Source organism: Endothiovibrio diazotrophicus, from assembly GCF_054657215.1.
Genome location: NZ_BAAHXB010000045.1, coordinates 1 through 21,091, shown reverse-complemented (window position 1 = coordinate 21,091; position 21,091 = coordinate 1). Strand labels below are relative to the sequence as shown.

21 protein-coding genes are annotated in these 21,091 nt (G+C 61.6%); 15 read left to right on the top strand and 6 right to left on the bottom strand.

Annotation, left to right across the window (positions count from 1 at the left end):
- Positions 1 to 23 precede the first annotated feature (23 nt).
- Positions 24 to 113: a hypothetical protein gene (locus ACYQ2W_RS12725; RefSeq protein ID WP_459867455.1), complete on the bottom strand. Its 90-nt coding sequence runs from the start codon at positions 111 to 113 to the stop codon at positions 24 to 26.
- Positions 114 to 244: 131 nt separating this feature from the next.
- Positions 245 to 580, bottom strand: coding sequence for a hypothetical protein (locus tag ACYQ2W_RS12720; protein ID WP_459867452.1), 336 nt, complete (start codon positions 578 to 580; stop codon positions 245 to 247).
- 645 nt (positions 581 to 1,225) lie between these two features.
- Here ACYQ2W_RS12720 and ACYQ2W_RS12715 point away from each other — a divergent pair.
- From ACYQ2W_RS12715 to ACYQ2W_RS12690, 6 genes are all read left to right on the top strand, one after another.
- A complete protein-coding gene (locus tag ACYQ2W_RS12715; RefSeq protein ID WP_459867449.1) occupies positions 1,226 to 1,648 on the top strand; it encodes a hypothetical protein in 423 nt (140 codons plus the stop codon).
- A gap of 15 nt (positions 1,649 to 1,663) precedes the next feature.
- Entirely contained in the window at positions 1,664 to 4,549 is a 2,886-nt protein-coding gene (locus ACYQ2W_RS12710; protein WP_459867446.1) for an FtsK/SpoIIIE domain-containing protein, read from the top strand.
- Positions 4,550 to 4,605: 56 nt separating this feature from the next.
- Positions 4,606 to 4,878: a hypothetical protein gene (locus ACYQ2W_RS12705; RefSeq protein WP_459867443.1), complete on the top strand. Its 273-nt coding sequence runs from the start codon at positions 4,606 to 4,608 to the stop codon at positions 4,876 to 4,878.
- 18 nt (positions 4,879 to 4,896) lie between these two features.
- Positions 4,897 to 5,178 carry a hypothetical protein gene (locus ACYQ2W_RS12700; protein WP_459867440.1) on the top strand — a complete coding sequence of 94 codons (282 nt, stop codon included), beginning with the start codon at positions 4,897 to 4,899 and terminating at the stop codon, positions 5,176 to 5,178.
- A gap of 76 nt (positions 5,179 to 5,254) precedes the next feature.
- Positions 5,255 to 6,187: a coiled-coil domain-containing protein gene (locus ACYQ2W_RS12695; RefSeq protein ID WP_459867437.1), complete on the top strand. Its 933-nt coding sequence runs from the start codon at positions 5,255 to 5,257 to the stop codon at positions 6,185 to 6,187.
- A gap of 8 nt (positions 6,188 to 6,195) precedes the next feature.
- Complete coding sequence (locus tag ACYQ2W_RS12690) at positions 6,196 to 6,615, top strand: hypothetical protein (protein ID WP_459867434.1); 420 nt, start codon at positions 6,196 to 6,198, stop codon at positions 6,613 to 6,615.
- Between the two features lie 99 nt (positions 6,616 to 6,714).
- On the opposite strand, the gene ACYQ2W_RS12685 is transcribed toward ACYQ2W_RS12690, so the two are convergent.
- Positions 6,715 to 7,431: a 4'-phosphopantetheinyl transferase family protein gene (locus ACYQ2W_RS12685; protein ID WP_459867431.1), complete on the bottom strand. Its 717-nt coding sequence runs from the start codon at positions 7,429 to 7,431 to the stop codon at positions 6,715 to 6,717.
- Between the two features lie 195 nt (positions 7,432 to 7,626).
- Here ACYQ2W_RS12685 and ACYQ2W_RS12680 point away from each other — a divergent pair, with 195 nt between their 5' ends.
- A complete protein-coding gene (locus ACYQ2W_RS12680) occupies positions 7,627 to 7,872 on the top strand; it encodes a type II toxin-antitoxin system Phd/YefM family antitoxin (RefSeq protein ID WP_459867428.1) in 246 nt (81 codons plus the stop codon).
- The gene (locus ACYQ2W_RS12675; RefSeq protein WP_459867425.1) at positions 7,869 to 8,246 is read left to right on the top strand and encodes a type II toxin-antitoxin system VapC family toxin; all 378 of its coding nucleotides are present in this window, start codon (positions 7,869 to 7,871) and stop codon (positions 8,244 to 8,246) included. Before ACYQ2W_RS12680 ends, ACYQ2W_RS12675 begins: the two co-directional genes overlap by 4 nt.
- Positions 8,247 to 8,539: 293 nt before the next feature.
- Here ACYQ2W_RS12675 and ACYQ2W_RS12670 read toward each other — a convergent pair whose 3' ends face one another.
- Together ACYQ2W_RS12670 and ACYQ2W_RS12665 are read right to left on the bottom strand one after the other, a co-directional pair.
- A complete protein-coding gene (locus ACYQ2W_RS12670; RefSeq protein WP_459867422.1) occupies positions 8,540 to 10,108 on the bottom strand; it encodes a hypothetical protein in 1,569 nt (522 codons plus the stop codon).
- A gap of 314 nt (positions 10,109 to 10,422) precedes the next feature.
- On the bottom strand, positions 10,423 to 10,644 hold the full coding sequence (locus tag ACYQ2W_RS12665) for a hypothetical protein (RefSeq protein ID WP_459867419.1): 222 nt from the start codon (positions 10,642 to 10,644) through the stop codon (positions 10,423 to 10,425).
- Between the two features lie 57 nt (positions 10,645 to 10,701).
- Between ACYQ2W_RS12665 and ACYQ2W_RS12660 the strand changes: the two genes are divergently transcribed.
- Both ACYQ2W_RS12660 and ACYQ2W_RS12655 read left to right on the top strand, forming a co-directional pair.
- Positions 10,702 to 10,890: a hypothetical protein gene (locus ACYQ2W_RS12660; RefSeq protein WP_459867416.1), complete on the top strand. Its 189-nt coding sequence runs from the start codon at positions 10,702 to 10,704 to the stop codon at positions 10,888 to 10,890.
- Positions 10,887 to 11,657 (top strand): YcjF family protein, encoded by a 771-nt coding sequence (locus ACYQ2W_RS12655; protein WP_459867413.1) that lies wholly within the window; start codon positions 10,887 to 10,889, stop codon positions 11,655 to 11,657. Before ACYQ2W_RS12660 ends, ACYQ2W_RS12655 begins: the two co-directional genes overlap by 4 nt.
- Before the next feature lie 58 nt (positions 11,658 to 11,715).
- Here ACYQ2W_RS12655 and ACYQ2W_RS12650 read toward each other — a convergent pair whose 3' ends face one another.
- Complete coding sequence (locus ACYQ2W_RS12650) at positions 11,716 to 12,426, bottom strand: response regulator transcription factor (protein WP_459867410.1); 711 nt, start codon at positions 12,424 to 12,426, stop codon at positions 11,716 to 11,718.
- 408 nt (positions 12,427 to 12,834) lie between these two features.
- Here ACYQ2W_RS12650 and ACYQ2W_RS12645 point away from each other — a divergent pair, with 408 nt between their 5' ends.
- From ACYQ2W_RS12645 to ACYQ2W_RS12625, 5 genes are read left to right on the top strand one after another with little or no spacing between them, the layout of a single operon-like run.
- Entirely contained in the window at positions 12,835 to 15,024 is a 2,190-nt protein-coding gene (locus ACYQ2W_RS12645; protein ID WP_459867407.1) for a PAS domain S-box protein, read from the top strand.
- Between the two features lie 59 nt (positions 15,025 to 15,083).
- Entirely contained in the window at positions 15,084 to 15,527 is a 444-nt protein-coding gene (locus ACYQ2W_RS12640; RefSeq protein ID WP_459867404.1) for a response regulator, read from the top strand.
- A 12-nt stretch (positions 15,528 to 15,539) separates the two neighbouring features.
- Positions 15,540 to 18,620 (top strand): hybrid sensor histidine kinase/response regulator, encoded by a 3,081-nt coding sequence (locus ACYQ2W_RS12635; RefSeq protein WP_459867401.1) that lies wholly within the window; start codon positions 15,540 to 15,542, stop codon positions 18,618 to 18,620.
- 2 nt (positions 18,621 to 18,622) lie between these two features.
- Positions 18,623 to 19,612, top strand: coding sequence for a response regulator (locus ACYQ2W_RS12630; RefSeq protein WP_459867398.1), 990 nt, complete (start codon positions 18,623 to 18,625; stop codon positions 19,610 to 19,612).
- Positions 19,613 to 19,627: 15 nt separating this feature from the next.
- Positions 19,628 to 20,797, top strand: a complete 1,170-nt coding sequence (locus tag ACYQ2W_RS12625) for a response regulator (RefSeq protein ID WP_459867395.1) — start codon at positions 19,628 to 19,630, stop codon at positions 20,795 to 20,797.
- Positions 20,798 to 21,091: the final 294 nt, after the last annotated feature.

Below are 21,091 nucleotides of genomic sequence, written 5' to 3'. Positions count from 1 at the left end.
AATCACCGCCCCCTCGGCAGCGATCACTCCGCCGCCGGCAGGGTCACCCGCAGCGTGGTACCCCGCTCCTCCGAGGTGTCGAAGCGGATCGTCCCCTGCTGGGTCTCCGCCATCAGCCGCGCCGAGTACGTCCCGAGACCGGTCCCTCCCTCCTAGCCGTCGGTGGCGTATTTGTCGAAGAAGCGCTCGCGCGTCTTGCGCATGGCGTCGAAGCCGTCGACCACCAACACGCTCACCTTCTCCTTCATCGCGTCCCCTCCCGTTCGTCCAGCGGCACGGCCACCATGCTCCGCACCAATCCCTCCGAATGATAATGGAACGCGCGGAACCCGCGCGCCCGCGGGAACTCCGCCGACAGCGGTTCGAGCTGCCGCAGCACCGCTTCGCCCCGCGCCACCATCGCCACTGCCGCCCCATCAGTGTGGTTAATCGACCCCACCGCACCCACCGACCAACGCTGTGCCCGCCCTTCGCCCTCAGCCACCGCGGTCTCCTCGAAATCGCCCAGCGCAAACGCACAACGGGCACAGAGCCGCCCGGCGAGAAACTCGGCCTCGCGCTTCGCCACCGCCCCTGCCACGAGTCGGGAAAGGCAACGTCATGACGTTCGAACTCCGCATCAGTGACGACAGGGTGGTCGAACACCGCCTCGACCACCATGCCTCCCGACAGAAGGAACCGGAAAAGAGGACGAGGATCGGTCAAAAAAGTCATCTGCGCCGGAAATCGCCTGTAATGACGAACGGCATCGAAACAGGGAAGGCAACAAAAGGTGCATCGACGACGAGAGGCACACCGGCTTCTACCGACGCCACGCCGAGCTCGCACTCTACACTCTTGTGAATGAAATTGGAGAAGACACCCCATCCCCGAAGACCTGCTGGGATCGTAGAGCCAGAAACGCGGGCTGAAGTGCATGCGCCACGTCGATCTGCTACTTTGAACGCTAACCACCCCATCCGCGACCACGGTCCGGTCTGCCTACAGGCGTCCCATAAAATCAAGATATTGGCGTCTCCACTACGAAAACCGACGAAAACCACGGGAGAAAACGGGCACTTACACCCACCCCGAGACTTTCAGAAATTTCCTACAGACAATCCACAGAATCACCACGTATCATCACGAATTATACCCCATCACGGGTAGGCGGAAAAAGCCAAACGCCCATACGGGGTTGGGTTACGTCAAACGATACTCAGCAAATCGAGCAACGGAGGTATTTATGACTCGGGAGCTCTTATCGCTCGAGCAGGTGCCGGAAGAGTTCAACGAAATCTGGCGCCAGCGCAAGGGGATTTACACGGAACAAGACAACGTAAGAAAAATTACAGACCAAATGGAGCAGGAAATACGTTCATTCGACGGCGCGGAGCACGGGAAGCTCCCATCGAGTACGCGCCACCCGTTGGCGAAAAGCTTTCCATCGGACGGAACAGCAACGCTAGCGCAGATTGATATGGAATTGGCAGCGATGGCGGAAACAGGATCCGAACTCGCCGCGCAGTTGACGAAGCTGCAACAGCTTCAAACTGACGCTGACAACTTTCGAAAAGAAATCGAGCAAGAAAAGGCAAAAAAGTCGGCGAGACTGTGGTTTTGGGTCTTTGCAGCCATCCTCGTATTATTGCTATTTCTTGCATTGTGATAAGGGAAATTGTCGATGAGCATCCAACTCATAGAAAAACAACTGAAAAAGACTGAAGCATTGATCGCCGAAACACAAAATGAGATTAGACGCGTTTCGGAACGATTGAATACGAGGAAATCTGAAGCGCTTAATTTAATAACCGAATTAAGAGACAAGGAAATCAAATATTTCAACTGGCATCTGGGAGAGAACGCAGCCCAAATCATCAAACTGAACAACAGCCTTCCACCGTTCTTACTCGGCTATTGGGACGAAAAGCGGTGGCATGCGTACGACTTCGACAGCGGCGCCCCAACATCATATCTCGTGATTGGCGAACGCGAAGAATCAGAAATCAGTTCGTCTCCCGAATTCCGACTCCCCGCATACCTGCCGTTTATCGGAAAACAACGCACCGCAATCATCGAGGGCAACGCAGAAGACAGCCTCGACTTTTTTCGCGCTCTGGTGCTGCGCATTGCCACAATATTCCCGCACCAGTGTCACTTTTCGCTACTCGACCCCGCAGGCCAAGGACGCGCCTTTCCGCTGCAGAACAAACTTCCCATGGTACGCTCGAGTTCCGGGCAACTATTCCAGGACCTCGAATCCATTCTGGATGACATTGGGCGCATCATCCAAACGTATTTGGACGACAATGTGAAATCCTTCGAACAGCTTAGCGAAACCATCAGAAACAACGAACGTTTCGAATTCATCTTTGCGGCCAACTTCCCTGATGGATATGACCGGCGCTCTATCGAGGCGTTACAGAAAATCAGCCGAAACGGACCGGCGGCGGGAAAATATCTATTCATTCACAGAAACAGTGATGTCGATCTACCGCGTGACATCGCCATGGAAGGATTCTCCAACGTATTCAGCATCAATCCAGTTCGCCCATCCCAGGAAAATGGGTGGAAAACACGATTCATGAACCGCCCGGAGGCGGCGTTGCAGCAAGTGATCCTGGAAGGGTTGCTGAAGTCCAAACCTCGCGACCACGTAATCCGCTGGGAAGAAATTGCCGAAAATGACTCTTCGCTCTGGTGGCGGGGACAATCAGACAAGTTAATCAGCTGCCCTATCGGCTATTCTGGTGCCGATAGATACCTGAACGTTTGGTTTGGCACCGGAAACGAAGGTAGACCCTGTGCGCACGGACTTTTGGGAGCAATGCCAGGCTCGGGAAAGTCGAATCTATACCATGTATTGATATGTGGATTGGCGATTCGATACTCCCCTGAGGAACTTTCTCTATATTTGGTAGATGGGAAGAATGGTGTCGAATTTCAGTCCTATCGAACCCTCCCCCATGCACATGTAGTCTCATTGCACTCGTCGCCCGAGCTGTCCAGAAGCGTATTGCGCGAGCTTCTGGACGAAATGGATAGGCGCAACGACAAATTCAAACGGGCGGGAGTGGTCGACCTCACTCAATACCGAGAAGCCGGCCAGCCACTGGGTAATCTGCCGAGAATCCTGTTGGTCGCCGACGAGTACCAGGAGTTCTTTGAAGACGATCGTGACGGCATAGCATCCACATTCCTTCTTCAGCTTGCCCAACAAGGACGGAGTTCGGGCATTCATATGCTACTGGGATCGCAACGATTCAACGTCACGGGAATGCTACACCAGGCAGCCATATTTGGTAGCATTCACCTACGGATGGCAATGAAAATGAGCCAGGCTGACATCCAGGGATTAAGCGAATTCGGACGCGCGGGAAAGCAGTTGATCTCAACATGCGATTTACCTGGAAAAATCGTGTTGAACGATCAAAGCGGTGAAGACAGTGCCAACAACATCGGAAAAATTGTTTATCTGGACAAAGAAAAGCGCGACGCTCTTGTAATCCAGCTCGGCAACAAATACAGCAGTGACGTTAGTGACATTCTTCCTGAGAATCGTCGTCCGACAATCGTTTTTGACGGCGCTGAACAACCTAACTTCACTCTCAATCCCCAGGTACGTCAACTCTGCTCCAGACTACACCGTCCGACGTCGGACCAATGGCAGGAGGTCGCCAAGCGGTCAATGGCGGAAAATGGGCTCGAGGTGGACGACTGGTTTTCGGGTGAGGCGCCGATTGCACTGTGGCTAGGCCAAGAATTCAACATCCACGGCCACGCCCGATTGATCCTCCGGCGACGCCCCATGGAAAACGTTATTATCGCGGGAGAATCGAAGCCGGCCCACTATGGCATGATTGCCAGCATTTTATTTTCGATTGCGTTGAATCTGAACAAATCCAATTATCGCCTTTACGTGGTTGATAGAAGCACACCCAGCACGCCATGGCATGAAACCATTGAAAAGATCATAAATGGCCTGACAGCCAGCGGATCGATCAATAGTCAATTTTCTCGTGATACCGGGCAGGCAGCACTCTTTCTCGACCAACTCATTGACGAGTTGGATAAGCGCAAGCAATTGCCCGAACATGAACTTATCGATCAACCGACACTGTTTATGGTATTAACGGACGCCGATAGCTGGCAGGCCTTGAACAAAGTGGCCGGTCAGTATGGGACACAACAGCTATCCCCCGCCGGGGAGAAGCTTTCCCGACTCTGTAGCGAAGGACCTGTTCGCGGCATTCATCTGATCACTACCGTCGGATCTGCGACAATGATCGATCATCTGTTCGATCGTGGTAAATTCGAGCAGACGTTCAAACATCGTATTGCCCTACAGATGTCGGAGGACGATTCCTTCTTCTTCTTAAAAGGAAGGGACGCATCTACGCTTCAAGCCAAAGGATCCTCCCCGCTCGTCGCATCCTACGTCGACTTGCTCGGCGGAAAAAAAGCCCGCTTCAAGCCCTACGTCAGCAACCCGCAGATCCCGTTGGACGAACAACTTAAGGATATTTCGAGCACCCTCTCCTCCTGGGAGTTGGCGAACGTGCAACCCTAACCTCTTACGCGGGCACTCGGAAATTCATCAAATCACGACTACAGGTAAGGTGAACTATGAGCAATATGGACGAAGCGCTAGAGCGACTCCAAGCCTTTGAGCGAGTTCTGGATCAGTTCAATCAAGAGCTCAGAAGCTCGGTAGATGATCTTCAACAGTCGCACGCCAATGTAAGCCCGTATTGGAACGACACGATGGGGCGGGAATACTACAGCCGATGGTCTCCCCTGGAGCAGACCATGCGCCAGTACTACGACGTAATCGTTCCTAACTACGTCGAGGTAATGCAGAAAAAAATTCACGCCATTCGCGCTTTCCTTCATGGATAACCTTTAGGAGTAATATGGATGCTCGACGAAAGCAAACTTAGACAAGGGCTCGAGGTATATCGTCAGACCCTGATTGATCATCGCTACCGCTTGACCGTAAACTTCGAAGAGGTAACCAGATATTTCTTTTCATTGCAACAGACTCTAGGCGGCCAGTCGGCCGAGAACTTCAACCAGTCATTTGAGAGAACCGCCCAATGGTTCCACTCATATCTCGACGAAACGGGTCAGTTGTTGACATTTCTGACGGAGCGATTGGAAAAACTCATAGAGTCGGACAATATCCGTGTCTCCGATTGACCCCGCCATCCTGCTTCGCGTGATGGAGCAGCTGGGGCGTGAACTGGAATTGTGGTCACGGCGTCAACGAGAATATATGAACGACTTAGACGCGCATCAACGTCAGGCGGAGGAGGTTGCTGACCGGACGATGCAAAAAGCCTCAACCGCGATGAACTTGGCGTTAGAGGACCTCGAGAGAGCCGACAAGCAACTGACTCAGGCTAGCGACATACTCGGCAGATCCGAGGAGGCGATCAACGCATCGACCGATCTTCACGCACGTTCTAAACAGGAGAGTGTTCGAGCGGAGGGAAAATTGGCGTTCTGGCAGTCTGAACTACAATCCGCACGCCATTGGCTCCAGCAAGCCATTCGCCGGGACGAACTCGCGCAGGCCCGGGTCAGCGAAGCGCAACTGAATCTTCTCCGAGCGGAAGATGGGCTCCGGCACGCGGAAAACACACTGGAATGGGCCCGATGCCAAAAGGAACCGGCCGGGCGTGATCGCAATGGCAATGTGATATATCGCCCTATCGATACGGCCCCTTATCAAGCGGAAGTAGATAGAGCCCAAAGCAAAGTGAACGCTTGTCACGACCTTCTCCGGATCGCGCAAGAGGAGTTAGCTGCTGCGAAGCAAGACAGGAGGAGAGCCGAAGCGCGAGTTGCCGAATGTACTCAAGCGGTAACGACATGCCAAACAGCCCATGAACAAGCGTGTCAAGCAGTTCTCTCCTCCCACGAAGCCCTTGCAGCTGCAGAACGTGGATACGAAGAAGCTTTTCGAGGAGTTCGCTTGAGCGAGGAAGCAGTAGCGCGGGCGAGAGAAGAGATCTCGATTGCGGAGGACATGCAACAGCTGGCCATCCAGTCAAGCAATTTCGCTTATCAAGCGAGAACCCAACTTATATACGCAGACCAGCATACCGAAATTGCCGTTGGCTTAGTAGCTGATTGTATTCGCAATATCAATGAGCGATCTAATCACTTGCGCACGGCGAATCAAATGGAAACTTACAGCTTCTGACAAATCCGATGAAAGAATCCATCTGGCTTAAAAATCAACTTGAGCATATCACCGAAATTCGTTGGTTGGTTGAACGCTACAACACCCATATACAAAATCTCCAGCAGGAGACTCTGTTGGTTTGGCACGACACTGCATCAAAGAACGTACGCCAACGTTATCTTTCACCACACACTGAAGAGTCAATTCAACTCAACCATGCACTGAAAGAACATACTCAACGAATATCCGAACAATCGGTCACTCTGGACAAATTCGACGACGATTCGAGCACCGTTAATATGCTGTCAGAGGAAATTGAGATCCGACGCGCTAGAAGCCAAACTGAGGTTGCGAGCTCCGCGATTTCACTCTCATTGTGCACCGATAGATCTCAGGAAACACTGGGATTGCTTGCCAATGTCAGTCGCTTGTTGGACGGGCTTTAGACTACATTTTCCATAAACCCTCGAATCCCATGAGACCAACCACCCCGCGATTTCACAATCAGGAACTCCCGGCAGCCGGCGCGCTCACTTTCTTCTTCATCACCCCTCCCCCGGTTCTCCCAGCGGTACGGAGACCAGCGTCCGCACCATCCCCTCCGAATAATAATGGAACGCACGGAACTCGCGCCCCCGCGGGAACTCCGCCGACAGCGGCTCGAGCAGCCGCAGCACCGCCTCCTCTTCCGCCAACGCGCACAGCTCCGCCGCCTGGAAATCGAAGAAGCGACCCACCCGCGGGTAGAGCGCCTTGAACAGGCTCTCCTTGAGGGAGAAGATGGTGGTGAAAAAACGCTCCGCCGACCAACCCGGCAGCGCGGGCGGAAACCGCCGATCCCCCACGGTGAGGATCATCGCCGCCACCTCGTCGGCGGTCTGCGGTGGGACGACCCGCTCGTAATCGATACCCAGCCCGGCGAACGCATCGCCCCGCGCCACCACCGCCGCCGCCACCCCCTCGGTGTGGGTGATCGACCCCACCGCGCCCGCCGGCCAACGCGGTGCCCGCCCCTCGCCCACCGCGACCGCGGTCTCCTCGAAACCGCTCAGCACCAGCGCACGACGGGCACAGAGCCGCCCGGCGAGGAACTCGGCCTTGCGCTTCGCCACCGCCCCGGCCACCGAGTCGGGCAGGGCGACGCTGTGACGCTTGAACTCGGCATCGCTGAATGCGTGCCGGTCGAACGCCGCCTCTACCACCACAACCCCATCAAGCTGCGGGAATCGAAGAACGGGACGAAGATCGATCAGGAAACTCATTCGCTCGACATTCACAGGACCATGGACGGCCGCCTCCCGGGCGACGAAAAGCGGGTAGGGTGTGCCGACGACAGGAGGCGCACCGGCCTCTGCCGGCACACTCTACACCCATGTGCAGGAATCGAAGATAGACCAACTTGACCAATTGAACAGCGGGCACTACCGTCGATGGTATCGAATCCGGAGTCCCTTCCCATGACCCAGACCGTCAACCTCTACGAGGCGAAGACCCACCTCTCCCATCTGGTGGAACAGGCTGCGCAGGGTGAGGAGATCATCATCGCCAAGGCGGGCAAACCGAAGGCACGGCTGGTCCCGATCAACGAACCCGGGACGCCGCGGGAGGCGGGTCCGTGGGCCGGTCAGGTGTGGATCGCCGACGACTTCGACGCCCCGCTCCCCGAAGACCTGCTGGAGTCCTTCGAAGGGAGCTTCGATTGAAGCTCCTGCTCGACACCCACGCCCTGCTCTGGTGGCTCGCCGAACCGCAACGTCTACCGCCACCGGTCGTCGACGCCATCAGCGATCCCGCCAATACGGTCCACGTCAGCGTCGCCACCGCCTGGGAGTGCGCGATCAAGCAATCCCTGGGCAAACTACGCCTCCCCGCCCCCATCTCCAGCGCCGTTGAACAGTGCGGCTTCACCCCGCTGGAGATCCGCATGAGCCACGTCGAGCGGTTCGCCCGACTCCCCCACCACCATCGCGCCCCCTTCGACTGGCTACTTGCGGCGCAGGCCCTGGAAGAGGCGCTGGTTCTGGTCACCCACGATGGGAAACTCCGTGACTACCCCATCCCCATCCTCTGGTCGTGAACGGACTCGAATTCCGCTCGGATACGCCCGTCTCCGCCATTTTCCAACATCGCACCAGTGGTCCATGCCCGGAACGCAAACGGCCCGCCGTATTCCGGCGGGCCGTTCCACTCCCGTCTATTCGGCCCTAGGAGCCTGTCAGACTATGGATGAATCGGCCGCGAAAGCGGGACGACGGCCCTGCCCTTTTCCGAAAATTTTCGTCAAATAGTTCGCTATTCTCCTCAAATTTTCGAAAAATTGGCGCCGTCCTCCCACTCCCGCGGCTCGATCCCCCATAGTCCGACAGGCTCCTAGTAATTCTCAGCCGACGTTCCGTCATCCGATGAGGTGCCATCGTCCGACGGGGTCCCGCCATCGGGAGGAGTCCCACCGTCGGGAGGGGTCCCACCGTCGGGAGGGGTCCCGCCATCGGGAGGAGTCCCACCGTCGGGAGGGGTCCCACCGTCGGGAGGGGTCCCGCCATCGGGAGGAGTCCCACCGTCGGGAGGGGGCCCACCGTCGGGAGGGGTCCCGCCATCGGGAGGAGTCCCACCGTCGGGAGGTGTCTGACCATCCGAAGGCATCCCGCCGTCCGCCGGCATCTGGCCATCCGGCGACATGCCGCTGCCGGGGCCGATCGCGTCGCCGGGCGCCGGCGGCTGGAAGTTGCCGGTGTCGCTGTTGAAGCCCTGACCGGTCATCGGGTCAAAGGGTTCGCCGGTGGAGGGGTCGATGGGGAAGCCGGTCTCGGGATCGGTTTCGAGCTGCCCGGCGCCGGTGGGCCCGCCCTGGCCGCGCTGACCGGGGATGAAGGTCTCGCCGGTCTCCGGATCGATCGGCAGGCCGCTGTCCGGATCGAACTCCAGCGCCTGGCCGTTGCCGTTCCGGGGCCCGCCGGTGGTGGGATCGATCTGGAAGCCGTCGCCGACGATCGGCGGTGCATCGACCACCGTGCCGTCGCTCAGGGTGAAGGTGCCGTCGCTGTTTTCGGTCGCGCCGAGGAACTCCGGGTCCTGGCCGGGGAAGGCGTCGGTGAAGGTCGGCGGCTGCGGCAGGGTGATCGAGCCGTCCTCGTTCTCGACGGCGCCGGGGGGCAGCTGCATTCCTTCGGGCACGTCGCCGGCCTGGATGGTGATCGTCCCGTCCTCGTTCTCGGTGAACGGGATGTCCGGCGGCAGTCCCTGGTGCCCGCCGGAGCCCTGACCGTCGGTGGGGACGTACATCGAGCCGTCGGGGAAGGTGACGGTGCCGTCCTCGCCCACCTGGACCTCGGGGTTGGCGCCCGCCGGGGGCACGCCGATCTCGCCGGTGAAGCCGAAGTAGGGCTGGAACTGCTGGCCGCCGATGGTGACCGAGCCGTCCTCCCCGACCTCGACGCCGTCGACACCCAACCCCTCCAGGAAGCTGGAGACGTTCAGCGGCGGGATGTTGTCCTGGTTGACGTTCACGTTCCCCGGGGCGACGAAGCCGGCGGGCAGCGCGACGTTGGAGGGGATCTCGGCGCCGTCCGGCGGGGTGAAGTCCTGCGGGAAGCTGGGGTAGGAGAGGCCGTCCTGCTCCACCGGCACGTACATCACCGAATTGCCACCCTGACCGCCGAAAGTGACGCTGCCGTCGGGATTGGCGGAGAAGTCGCCGCCGATCGACGACTGGTCCGCGTTCGGATCGGGCAGCACCGGGTAGAAGCGCTGCGACGAGTCGGGGGTCTCGACGGTCACCGAGCCGTCGTTGCCGAAGCGGAAGTTGAGACCCGAGTCGCCGCCGCCCAACCCGTTCAGGGTCTCCTGGACGTTGCCCGGCACCCCGTTCATCTCCACCGCCAGGCTGGCGGTGGAGAAGAGGATCGACGCAATCACCACACTCAGTTTGGTTCGTTTCATGTCTATCTCCCAATCGGCGTATCGCCGTTCAAGTAACTCTGTAGGATCAGGCCGAGGAGCGGTCACCACCCGTTGGCGATTCACCCACGGGGCGGACCGCCCCGAACCTCCTGTACCTGTCACGTTCGTCCGCGAAACCTTCGCGGGTGGCGTGCTCTCGACGGGCGGCGCGAGCGGGACCTTCAACTGCAGCGTCCCCCGGGGAAGCCCCGCGATGTGGCGACCCTTCACCTCACCGCCTCCCGTTCATCTCTCCACCCGTCAATGCGCGAGATAGGCAAAGCAATTCCTTTGCCAACTTTTTTGTAATTGATTTAAAAGGTTTTTTTAAAAAACAACCACCCAGCCATAAGCGCCATATAGGCGATATAAGGGATCGCCCATAGTGGCTTATAGATCTCGGCGATGAGGAACGGCGGGCGGCGATCCGAAATAGCGCCGCGGCGGTGCGTCCACCACCATTCCACCGTGAAATCCGGTCCGCCCCATACCGGGCGAACCACGCATCGGGCGCCAGGCGTGACGTCGAAGGTCACCTCGTTCGTCACTATGATAAGGGGGACAGCGGCAAGAACACGCTGGCCGTCTGCCGCATGCCAGCGCAGATGGAGGTGGACGGTTTTCGTCCGCTGGAAGTGGAACTGGCGGCGCGAGTCGCCTATAGTGAGGCCGCGTTGGCCGGCAAGACGCCGGGCTGGTATCAGCCCAACGGCGCGGCGGCGGCCGACATCGTCCAATTCGCCAAGGAGGCCGACGACCTGTTGTCGGAAAATGGATTGTGAGCAAACGACTTCCCAAACTACGCCGCACCCACCGACCGGGCGAGGCGAAGACCGAAGAGGCGCCGACGCCGGTAACCGAACCGGCCCCCCCGGCGGTGAAGAAGCAGCGCGCCACGCCGCGCAAGCCGGCGGCCCCGACCGAGGCGGCCGCCGAATCGACCCAACCACCCGCGGCGGTCGCGACGGCCACCGCCCCGTCCGAGACGACGGCACCAACCACCAATAAAGGGGATGAAACCGTGACCGCTACCACCGAAACCGTTGAACCCGTAGAGACTGTCGAGACCGTGACCCAGGCCGCGCCCGCCGGCATGACGCCGCTGATGCGCCGCCACGAGGCCAACATGATCGTTTCCAAGTACGCCGCCTGGTCCTCCGCCTTCGGCCTGGTGCCGGTGCCGATCGCCGACGTGGTGGGCATCTCCGGCACCCAGGTGGGGATGGTGGCGAGCCTCTCCAAGCTCTACGGCGTGCCCTTCTCGCAGAGCTGGATCCGCACCCTCCTCAGTGCCATCATCGGCGGCGCGGCGCCGTGGGCGGTGACCGCGGGCGTGGTCACCAGCTTCTTCAAATCGATGCCCGGCGTCGGCCTGGCGGTGGGTCTGGCCGGCATGGCGGGGCTCTCCAACCTGGCCACCCGCACCATCGGCAACCTCTTCATCGAGCACTTCGAGGCGGGCGGCAACCTGCACAACGTCGACACCGCGCAGATGAGCCAGACCTTCCAGGAGGAGATGAAGAAGGGCGCCGCCGCCAAGGCCGCCTGATTCAGCGCACCGTTCGAACGCGAAAGGGCCGCGACGGGGACGTCGCGGCCCTTTTCGTTTACCGAACGGAGCGTTGGATCCCGCCCGGCTGGCCCGGCAGTTCCAGCCGGTAACCGAAACCCCTCAGGGTGGTGATCGTCACCCCCTCCGCCTCGTCGAGACGCAACTTCTTGCGCAATCGGCTGACATGGGCATCGACCGTCCGCGTATCGACCGTGGCGCTGCGCCCCCAGACCTCCTCCAGCAGCCGATCCCGGGAAAGCAGTTCGTTCGGATGCCTGAACAGGTAACACGCCAACGCGTACTCCATGGCAGTCAATTTCAGAGGCTCGCCCGCGAAACGGATCTCGCAGTCCTTCTCATCGATCTGGAACTCCGCGAAATCGAGAACGCTGAACGCCTCCGGGCTGCTCCTGCGCAGAACCGAGCCGATACGCGCCATGAGTTCCGCAATACGCAGCGGCTTCACCACGTAGTCGTCGGCCCCGAGCTCCAGTGCATGGACGATCTGCCGCTCGTCGCCGTTGGCGCTTTCGATCAGGATCGGCGTCTTCAACGCCAGCTCTTCGCGCACCAGTCGAATGATGCGGTCCGCCTCACCATCCGGCAGGGACCAATCGAGAATCAGCAGGTCGAAGGCGTCGTCCCGCAACGCCGCGACCATCTCCACCACCGTGGTGAAGCGCCGGCTGTCCCAACCGGCCCGGGTCAGTGTCACCGCGATCAATTCGGCGACGATCGGATTGTCCTCCAGGATGGCGATTCGCACGTTTTCAGTTCCCTTGAGCGGACGAGGTATCGAGCGTGCGGCCGGCGACACATTCCACAAAAACAACAGGGAATCGCCTTCACGCATTTACAAAGAATTTACAGAAGAAACGCGCCCGCGGTATATGGTTTAAGAATGTTTCAGAGAGCCTCGTTCCCCGTCTCTCCACCGCGCGACCCGAGCGAAACGGAATATACAAAAACCGGGGAACAAACAGCCGTCCACCGTCGTACGGCAACGGTGCCGCGTTCCTTCGAACAACTGCACCAAGCGTAGTCGAAAACGAACAGGACATCGGTCGTGCGGGAAATCGGTCGTCAGCAGGAAGAGCGCCAGGAAATATCGTAGGGTGGCCCGCTCTCCAGACGGACGTCAGACACAACGAAACGGAAAACAATCCACATTCCGATGCCGAAGATCCTCCGGAAACTCGATACTCTCCCTCCCCTCTACACCGGTCTCCTGATGTGGGTGACCCTGGTCGTCCCGATGTCCGCCGGCTTCTGGTTTCACCACGAGAAAGCCAGCCGGGAGATGGACGAGGCGATGGATCTGCGCCTGATCGCCGCCCTGCACGAGGGGCTCGCCGTCTTCCGCCACCGTCTGCATCATGTGGAACGCGACCTCCTCTTCGCGCGGGACAACCCGGTTCTCGCACGCCTGCTGGAGACCGGCTCGCCCGCGGACCGGGCCGCCCTGGACGGGCTGTTCAATAGCCTGATGAGGACACGCAGGGAAGTGCTTTATCAGCTCCGCTATCTCGATGAGAACGGAAGGGAGGTGGTCCGCATCGACAACCGTCCGGACGGCACCCGCACCATCCCGACCGCAGACCTGCAAGACAAGTCCGGCCGCTACTATTTCCGCAATCTGCTGACGCTGACCGACGACGAGATATATATCTCTCCGCTGGACCTCAATATGGAACACGGCCGGATCGAACAACCGTTTCAACCAACCATTCGTTTCGCCGGTCGGATACGTAGCGACGACGGTTCGTTCAAGGGGGGGGTGGTGATCAACTACCACGGCAATGAACTGATCAGACGTTTGAAAGATATCGGCAGACAGCACGACATCAACCTGTGGCTGACCAACCAGGACGGCGCATGGATCATCGGTCCCGACCCGGAGCTGGAATGGGGCTTCATGTATCCCGATCGTAAAATCGCCACCCTGGGAGATCGCTACCCGAGCGCATGGAATGCAGCGAAACAAACGACCGACTCCGATACCGTCGAAGTCCGCGAAAACGGCGACATCCTGGCCATCAACCGCCTCACACCCGCCACCGAAGCAAGCGGAGTTCGGCTGGTCAACCCCGGCCTGAAGTGGTATCTGATCGTGGAGATTCCCGCAGCCCGAGTGAACGAGTTGAAGAGCGGAATTGCCAACCGCTATTCGACATCGGTCGTCTTCCTGGCCGCTCTTTTCGCCCTGTTCAGCTTCAGTTTCACCACCCTCGCCCATCGCCGCCGCACGGCCATGGCCAGCCTCGCCCGGCGTGAAAGCCAGTTCCACGCGCTGCTCGAATCCTCCCCCGACGCCACCATCGTCACCGACGCCGACGGGCACATCATGGTCGTCAACAAGCAGGTCGAGACGCTGTTCGGCTACACCCGCGACGAGATCCTCGGCAAGCGCGTCGAGACGCTGATCCCCGAACGGTACCGCACCGACCACGTCGCCCACCGCGGCGGCTATCTGAACCACCCCCGTCCCCGTCAGATGGGCCAGGGGGAGCTCTTCGCGCGCCGTGCGGACGGCGGCGAGTTTCCCGTCTCGGTCGCGCTGAATTCCGTCGTCACCAACGACGAACGTCAACTGATCGCGGTCATCCGCGACGTGACCGAAGCCCACCAACACGCCGCCGCCCTCGAGAGCGCCCTGGCGGAAGCGGACCACAGCAACCGGCAACTGGAGGCCAGCACCCGGGAACTCGAATCCTTCTCCTACTCGGTATCCCACGACCTCCGCGCGCCGCTGCGTTCGGTGGACGGCTTCGGAAAACTCCTGTTGAAGCACCACGCGGACAAGCTCAACGAAGAGGGGCGCGACCTGCTCGATCGAATGCGGGCAGCCGCACAGCGCATGAGCGTGCTGATCGACGAGATGCTGCTGCTGTCGCGCATCACCCGCTCCGAGGTGAGTCGGCAGCCTGTCGACCTGAGCGCGATGGCCGGCGAAACGGTGGCCAGGCTTAGAGAGGCGTCACCGGAGCGGGAGGTGGACGTGGTGATCGAGCCCGGCCTGGAGATCGAGGCCGACCCCCGGCTGCTGGGCATCGCGCTGGAGAACCTGATCGGCAACGCCTGGAAATTCACCGCCAACACCCCCGGGGCACGGATCGAATTCGGTCGTGAGCCGCGCGACGGAACGCCCGAGTTCTATGTCCGTGACAACGGCGCGGGCTTCGACATGGACTACGCCGACAAGCTCTTCATCGCCTTCCAGCGCCTTCACACGCCCGCGGAGTTCCCCGGCTCGGGCATCGGACTCGCCACGGTCATGCGGGTCATCAGCAAGCACGGCGGTACCGTGCGCGCCGAAGGCGCCGTCGGCCAAGGGGCGAGTTTCTGGTTCACGGTTGATCCTTGAGGCCCGCGACGGAACGCGATCGCCGGCCGCCACGCAACGTACATGTGATGGAGACCACGATGACCACCAGCACCACCATCCTCCTCGTCGAAGACGACCCCGACGATGCCCTGCTCACCCTGCACGCCCTGAAAGAGGCCAACATCTGCAACCACGTTGATCACGTGGCGGACGGGAGCGAGGCGCTCGCCTACCTGTTCCGGCAGGGGCGCTACGCGGACCGTGACCCCGACGAACGGCCGGCGCTGATCCTCCTCGACCTCAACATGCCCAAGGTGGGCGGCCTGGAAGTCCTCAAACGGATCCGCGCCGATCCGTCCACCCGGCGACTCCCGGTGGTGATCCTCACCACCTCGAACGAGGACCGGGACCTCTTGGAGAGCTACGACCTCGGCGCGAACAGCTACGTGCGCAAACCCGTGGACTTCGACCAGTTCACCGAAGCGGCGCGCGGACTCGGGATGTACTGGATGCTGCTCAACGAAACCGCGCCGTCGAACTGAGTACCCGCCACCATGGACGCCGCCGCATCTCCCCCCCTCCGCCTGCTGCTCATCGAGGACTCCGCTGACGATGAGATGATCCTGATTTACTCTCTGCTCGACGCGGGCTTCTCGGTGGAGCACCGCCGGGTTCAGAATGAGGCCGAACTGCGCGATGCGTTGAACGAGGGCAACTGGCAGGCGGTGTTCTCCGACCACTGCCTGCCGGGATTCGACGGTTTCAAGGCGCTGAAGATCGTGCGCGAGTGGAGCGAACACGTCCCCTTCTTTCTGGTTTCGGGGACCGTCCAGGACGATGTCGGCGCACGGGCCATGGAGCAGGGCGCCAACGACTACCTGCTCAAGGACAACCTCGCCCGGCTGGGCCCGGCGCTGGCGCGGGAGCTGGAGGAGGCGAACAACCGCCGCAACGAAAGGATCACCACCGCCCAGTACAAGAACATCCTCGACAACGCCACCGACGCCATCGTATCGATCGACCCCGACTCCCGCATCGTCCTGTTCAACCGCGGTGCGGAGAAGACGTTCGGTTACACCGCCGACGAGGTGCTGGGCGCCGATCTCAACCTCCTGCTGCCGATGCGCTTCGCCGCCGTGCATCAGCGTTATGTGGACGCGGTAGCCGATGGCGGCTCCGTATGCAGAGCGGCGCGCGACCGACAGGCGATCGATTTCGTGGGAAGACGCAAGGACGGCGGCGAGTTCCCCGCGGAGATCAACATCTCCCGGACCGTCACCGAAGGCGGCACCACGTTCACCGCCATCGTTCGCGACGTGTCGGAACGCAAGGCGCTCGAACGGAAACTCAAGCGCCACAACGAGGCGCTGGAGAGCCGCGTGGCGGAACGCACCGCAGAACTCGAGCAGGCCCGCCAGGAGGCGCAGCATCTGGCGCAGACCAAGAGCGAATTCCTCGCCAACATGAGCCACGAGATCCGCACGCCGATGAATGCGGTGCTCGGCCTCGCCTACATGCTGAAACAGATCGATCTGCCGGACGCCGCGGCCGATCTCGCCCGCAAGATCTACACCTCGGGGGAGTCGCTGCTGGCCATCCTCAACGACATCCTCGACCTGTCCAAGCTGGAGGCGGGCAAGCTGCAGATCGACAAGGAACCCTTCCATCTCGCCGACGTGCTGGACAACCTGTCGACCATCATGATGACCGCCGCAACCGGCAAGGGGCTGGACCTGATCATCACCCCGCCGCCGTTCGACTCCGGTCTCCTGGTGGGCGACGCGCTGCGCATCGGCCAAGTATTGGTCAACCTGACCAGCAACGCGATCAAGTTCACCGACTCCGGCTTCGTCGAGGTCAAGATCGAGTTGCTCGAGAAGCGCAACGGGAACGCCAGATTGCGCTTCTCCGTGCTGGACACCGGGATCGGCCTGGACCACGAGGCCCAGGGGCGCATATTCAACGCCTTCACCCAGGCGGACGCCACCACCACCCGCCGCTTCGGGGGAACCGGACTGGGGCTCGCCATCACCCGTCACCTGGTATCGCTGATGGGCGGCGAGCTCTCCGTCTCCAGCAAGCCGGGACAAGGGAGCACGTTCCACTTCTCCATCGAGCTGCCCTGCCAGGAGGACCCGTCCCGCCTGGTGAAGGAGACGCCGGATCGCAAGGTGCTGGTGGTGGACGACAGCCCGGTCAGCCTGCACGGTCTGGGCGCCACCATCCGCTCCATCGGCTGGAACGCGGAACTCTTCGGCGGCGGCCGCGACCTCGTCGAGCGCATCCTGTGCGACGATTCGCTGCAGACCTCGCGGACCGTCCTGCTCATCGACTGGTTGATGCCCGACATGGACGGTCTGGAGGTCGTGCTCGCCCTGACCGATCTGCTGCCCCGCCCCCGCCTGCCGATCCTGTTCATGATCACCGCCCACGGCGTGGAGGAGATCCGTTCCCTGCCGGGTTCGGAACGGGTCGACGCCATCCTCAGCAAGCCGCTGGGACCGTCGGCGCTCCACAACGCGGTGCGCAGCGCGCAGAAAAGACGCCTCGACCGCACCATCGCCCACCCGCCGCCGCCCACCGGTCCGGCACGACTGAGCGGTCTGCGGATGCTGATCGTCGATGACAGCGAGATCAACCGCGAGGTGGCCGAACTCATCTTCCGCAACGAGGGCGCCGAGATCCACACCGCGGCGGACGGACAGAGCGCCATCGACTGGCTGCGCCGGCACCCGACGACGGCCGACCTGGTGTTGATGGACGTGCATATGCCGGTGATGGACGGGCTGGAGGCGACCCGCCGTATCCGCAATATCCCGCAACTGGCCGGGTTACCGATCGTCGCCATCACCGCAGGCGCCCTGAAGGAGCAACAGGAGAGCGCCCTCGCCGCGGGAATGTCCGACTTCATCCCCAAGCCCTTCGTGGTCGATAGCGCGGTATCGCAGATCCGCTCGCTCATCGGAAGGGATCCCCTGGAGCGTCCCGCCACGCAGGGGACCCCGCCGCCACCGTCCCCGTCCCCGACGCCGACGCCGACGCCGACGCCGGACAGTGGCCGCATGCTGAACGAAGCGTTCGGACTCGCCGTCTTCAAGTCGGGCGACACCTACCACCGTTACCTGCACCTGTTTCTCGAACAGTACCGCCCATCGGCCGGCGTGCTGGACGAGCCCGCCGCAGAAGACGGGCCGCTCGGCGAACTGATCCACAAGCTGCGCGGCTCCGCCGCCAATCTCGGCCTCGAAAGGCTGGCCTCCGCGGCCGGTGCGGCCGATGCCGCCATCAAACAGGGCGCGTGCCGGGAGGCGGAGCTGGAGATGCTGCGCAACGAATTCGCCGCCACCTGTCAGGCCATCGACGCCTACCTCCCGGCGCGGGACGACGAGGAGAAGGCCCCGCGCGCGGAAGAAGCCGACCGCGAGGCGATCGCCCCGCTGATCGCCGAGGCGCTGGCCGGCGTCGCCGCGCACGACCCGTCGGCGGTGGAGCCGCCGCTCGATCGACTCTCCCGCCACCTGCCGAGCGGCCGCCTGGCATCGATCGAAAAGGCCCTGGCGCGGTTTCGCTTCTCCGAGGTGAAGGAGGGGATCCGCGAGCTGGCCGCCGAGCTCGACATCCCGCTGGAGGAGTAGGCATGCCCACCGGCCCGATCCTGATAGTCGACGACGAACCCCACAATCTCGCCGCCCTGCGCCACATGCTCGAAGGCACCTACCGCCTGACGTTCGCCACCGGAGGCATCGAGGCCATCGAGGTGGCCGCCCGGGTAAAACCCAGCCTGATCCTGCTGGACATCCAGATGCCGGACATGGACGGCTACCAGGTCTGCACCCATCTCAAGCGCCATCCGGCGACCGAGCACATACCGGTCATCTTCGTCACCAGCCTCACCGAGGTGGGCGAAGAGGCCGAGGGCTTCGCCGCGGGGGCGGTGGACTACATCACCAAGCCGCTCTCCCCGCCCATCGTGCAGGCCCGGGTGCGCAACCACCTGTCGCTGGTGAAGGCCAGCCGACTGGAGCGGAGCTACCACGACGCCCTCAGCATGCTGGGCACCGCCGGTCACTACAACGATACCGACACCGGGGTCCACATCTGGCGTATGGCGGCCTACACCCGGGCGTTGGCCGCCGCGAGCGGCTGGCCCGAAGAGGCGTGCCGCACCCTGGAAGCCGCGGCCCCGATGCACGACACCGGCAAGATCGGCATCCCCGGTGCCATCCTGCGCAAGCCCGGCAAGCTGGATGCCGACGAATGGACGTTGATGAAGAGCCATACCACCATCGGCTACGACATCCTCAGTCAAAGCGATGCACCGGTATTCAAGATCGCCGCCGAAGTGGCGCTGCGTCACCACGAGAAATGGGACGGCAGCGGCTACCCCAGCGGTCTCTCCGGCAAGGCGATCCCGGAGTGCGCGCGCATCGTCGCCATCGCCGACGTCTTCGACGCCCTCACCATGAAGCGTCCCTACAAGGAGGCGTGGCCGATCGAGCGAACCATGGCGACGATGGCCGAGGGCGCCGCCAGCCATTTCGATCCGCGGCTGCTGGCGGCATTTCAATCCATCCTTCCCGAGATTCTCGGGATCAAGGCGCAGTGGGACGCGAAAGAGGCGTTCTGAGAGAGGAGAACGGAAATGATGAATGAGACTTTCGAGCACCGCGTCATGATCGTCGATGACGACATCATCTCCAGCGGCCCGCTGGAGATCACGTTGCAAGACACCTTCGAGGTGGTCAACGTGGCGTCCGGCGAGGCGGCGCTCGCCCGGATGGCCGATTTCCGCCCCGAGGTGGTGCTGCTCGATATCAACATGCCCGGCCTGGACGGCTACGAGACCTGCCGTCGTCTGCGGGCGATGGAGATCTGGGTCTCGCCGGAGGAGCAGCCGGCGGTCATCTTCGTCTCCTCCCACGACACCCTGGAGGAGCGCCTGCAGGCCTACGACTGCGGCGGCGACGACTTCGTCACCAAACCCGGCGCGGCGGAGGAGGTCGTCCGCAAGGTGCAGTCGATGGTCAAGCTGGTCTCCGACCGCAAGCGGCTGCAGACGGAGAAGGACTCCGTGCAGCAGCTCGCCATGGGATTCCTCGCCAACATGGGGGAGAGCGGCACCTCGCTCCACTACATGCGCAACAGCCTGAGCTGCAAGGACATGGAGGCGCTGGCGGCGCTGACCATCGCGGCGGCCGCGGAGTATGGCCTGACGGCCCATCTCCAGTTGCGTCCGCCCGGCGAGTGCCTCACCTTCGTTGACGCCGGCCACGCCTCACCGCTCGAAGAGTCGGTGTTCGCCCAGGTGCGAAAACTCGACCGCATCTTCCAGTTCCGCCGGCAGATGGTGGTCAACTACCCCCACGTATCGCTGCTGGTGAGAAACATGCCCATCGAGGACGAGGAGCGTTGCGGCCGGCTCCGAGACCACCTCGCGCTGATCGCCGAGGGGTGCGAATCGAGCGCGTTGGCGCTGATCCGCAGCGCCGAGATCGAGGAGCGCACCCGCCGGCTGCACGCCACCGCCGTCGCCGCGGAAAAGGCCATCGGCGCCCTGCGCGACCAGTATCGCGACCAGCAGGCGGAGACCACGGTGATCCTCCATCAGCTCAACGAGCGGGTGATCGGCCGGATGTACTCGATGGGGCTGTCGGAGAGCCAGGAGGAGGAGTTGCAGGAACTGCTCACCTCGGCGGTCGATGAGACCCTCGAACTGTTCCAGAGTGGCCTCGACTTCGACGCCCAGTTGGGCGGGCTGATGGAGATCCTGTCGCCGAGCGGTGAGAGCGGCGACGCCCCTCGCCAGGAGTAGCCCCCCATCCTCGTTCCCACGCTCCGCTGCTCTCGTTCCCACGCTCCGCGTGGGAACGTCCCCTCTTCGACGCTCCGCGTCGTGTCAAACAAGGGCACCACGACTTCGCCACTATCAGGACGCAGAGCATCCAAGGTACCGGGTTACGACGCAGAGCGTCGTAACCAGAGAACCCCCGCTGCCTCCGCTCTCGTTCCCACGCTCCGCGTGGGAACGTCCCCTTTTCGACGCTCCGCGTCGCGTCAAACAAAGGCACCACGACTTCGCCACTACCAGGACGCAGAGCGTCCAAGG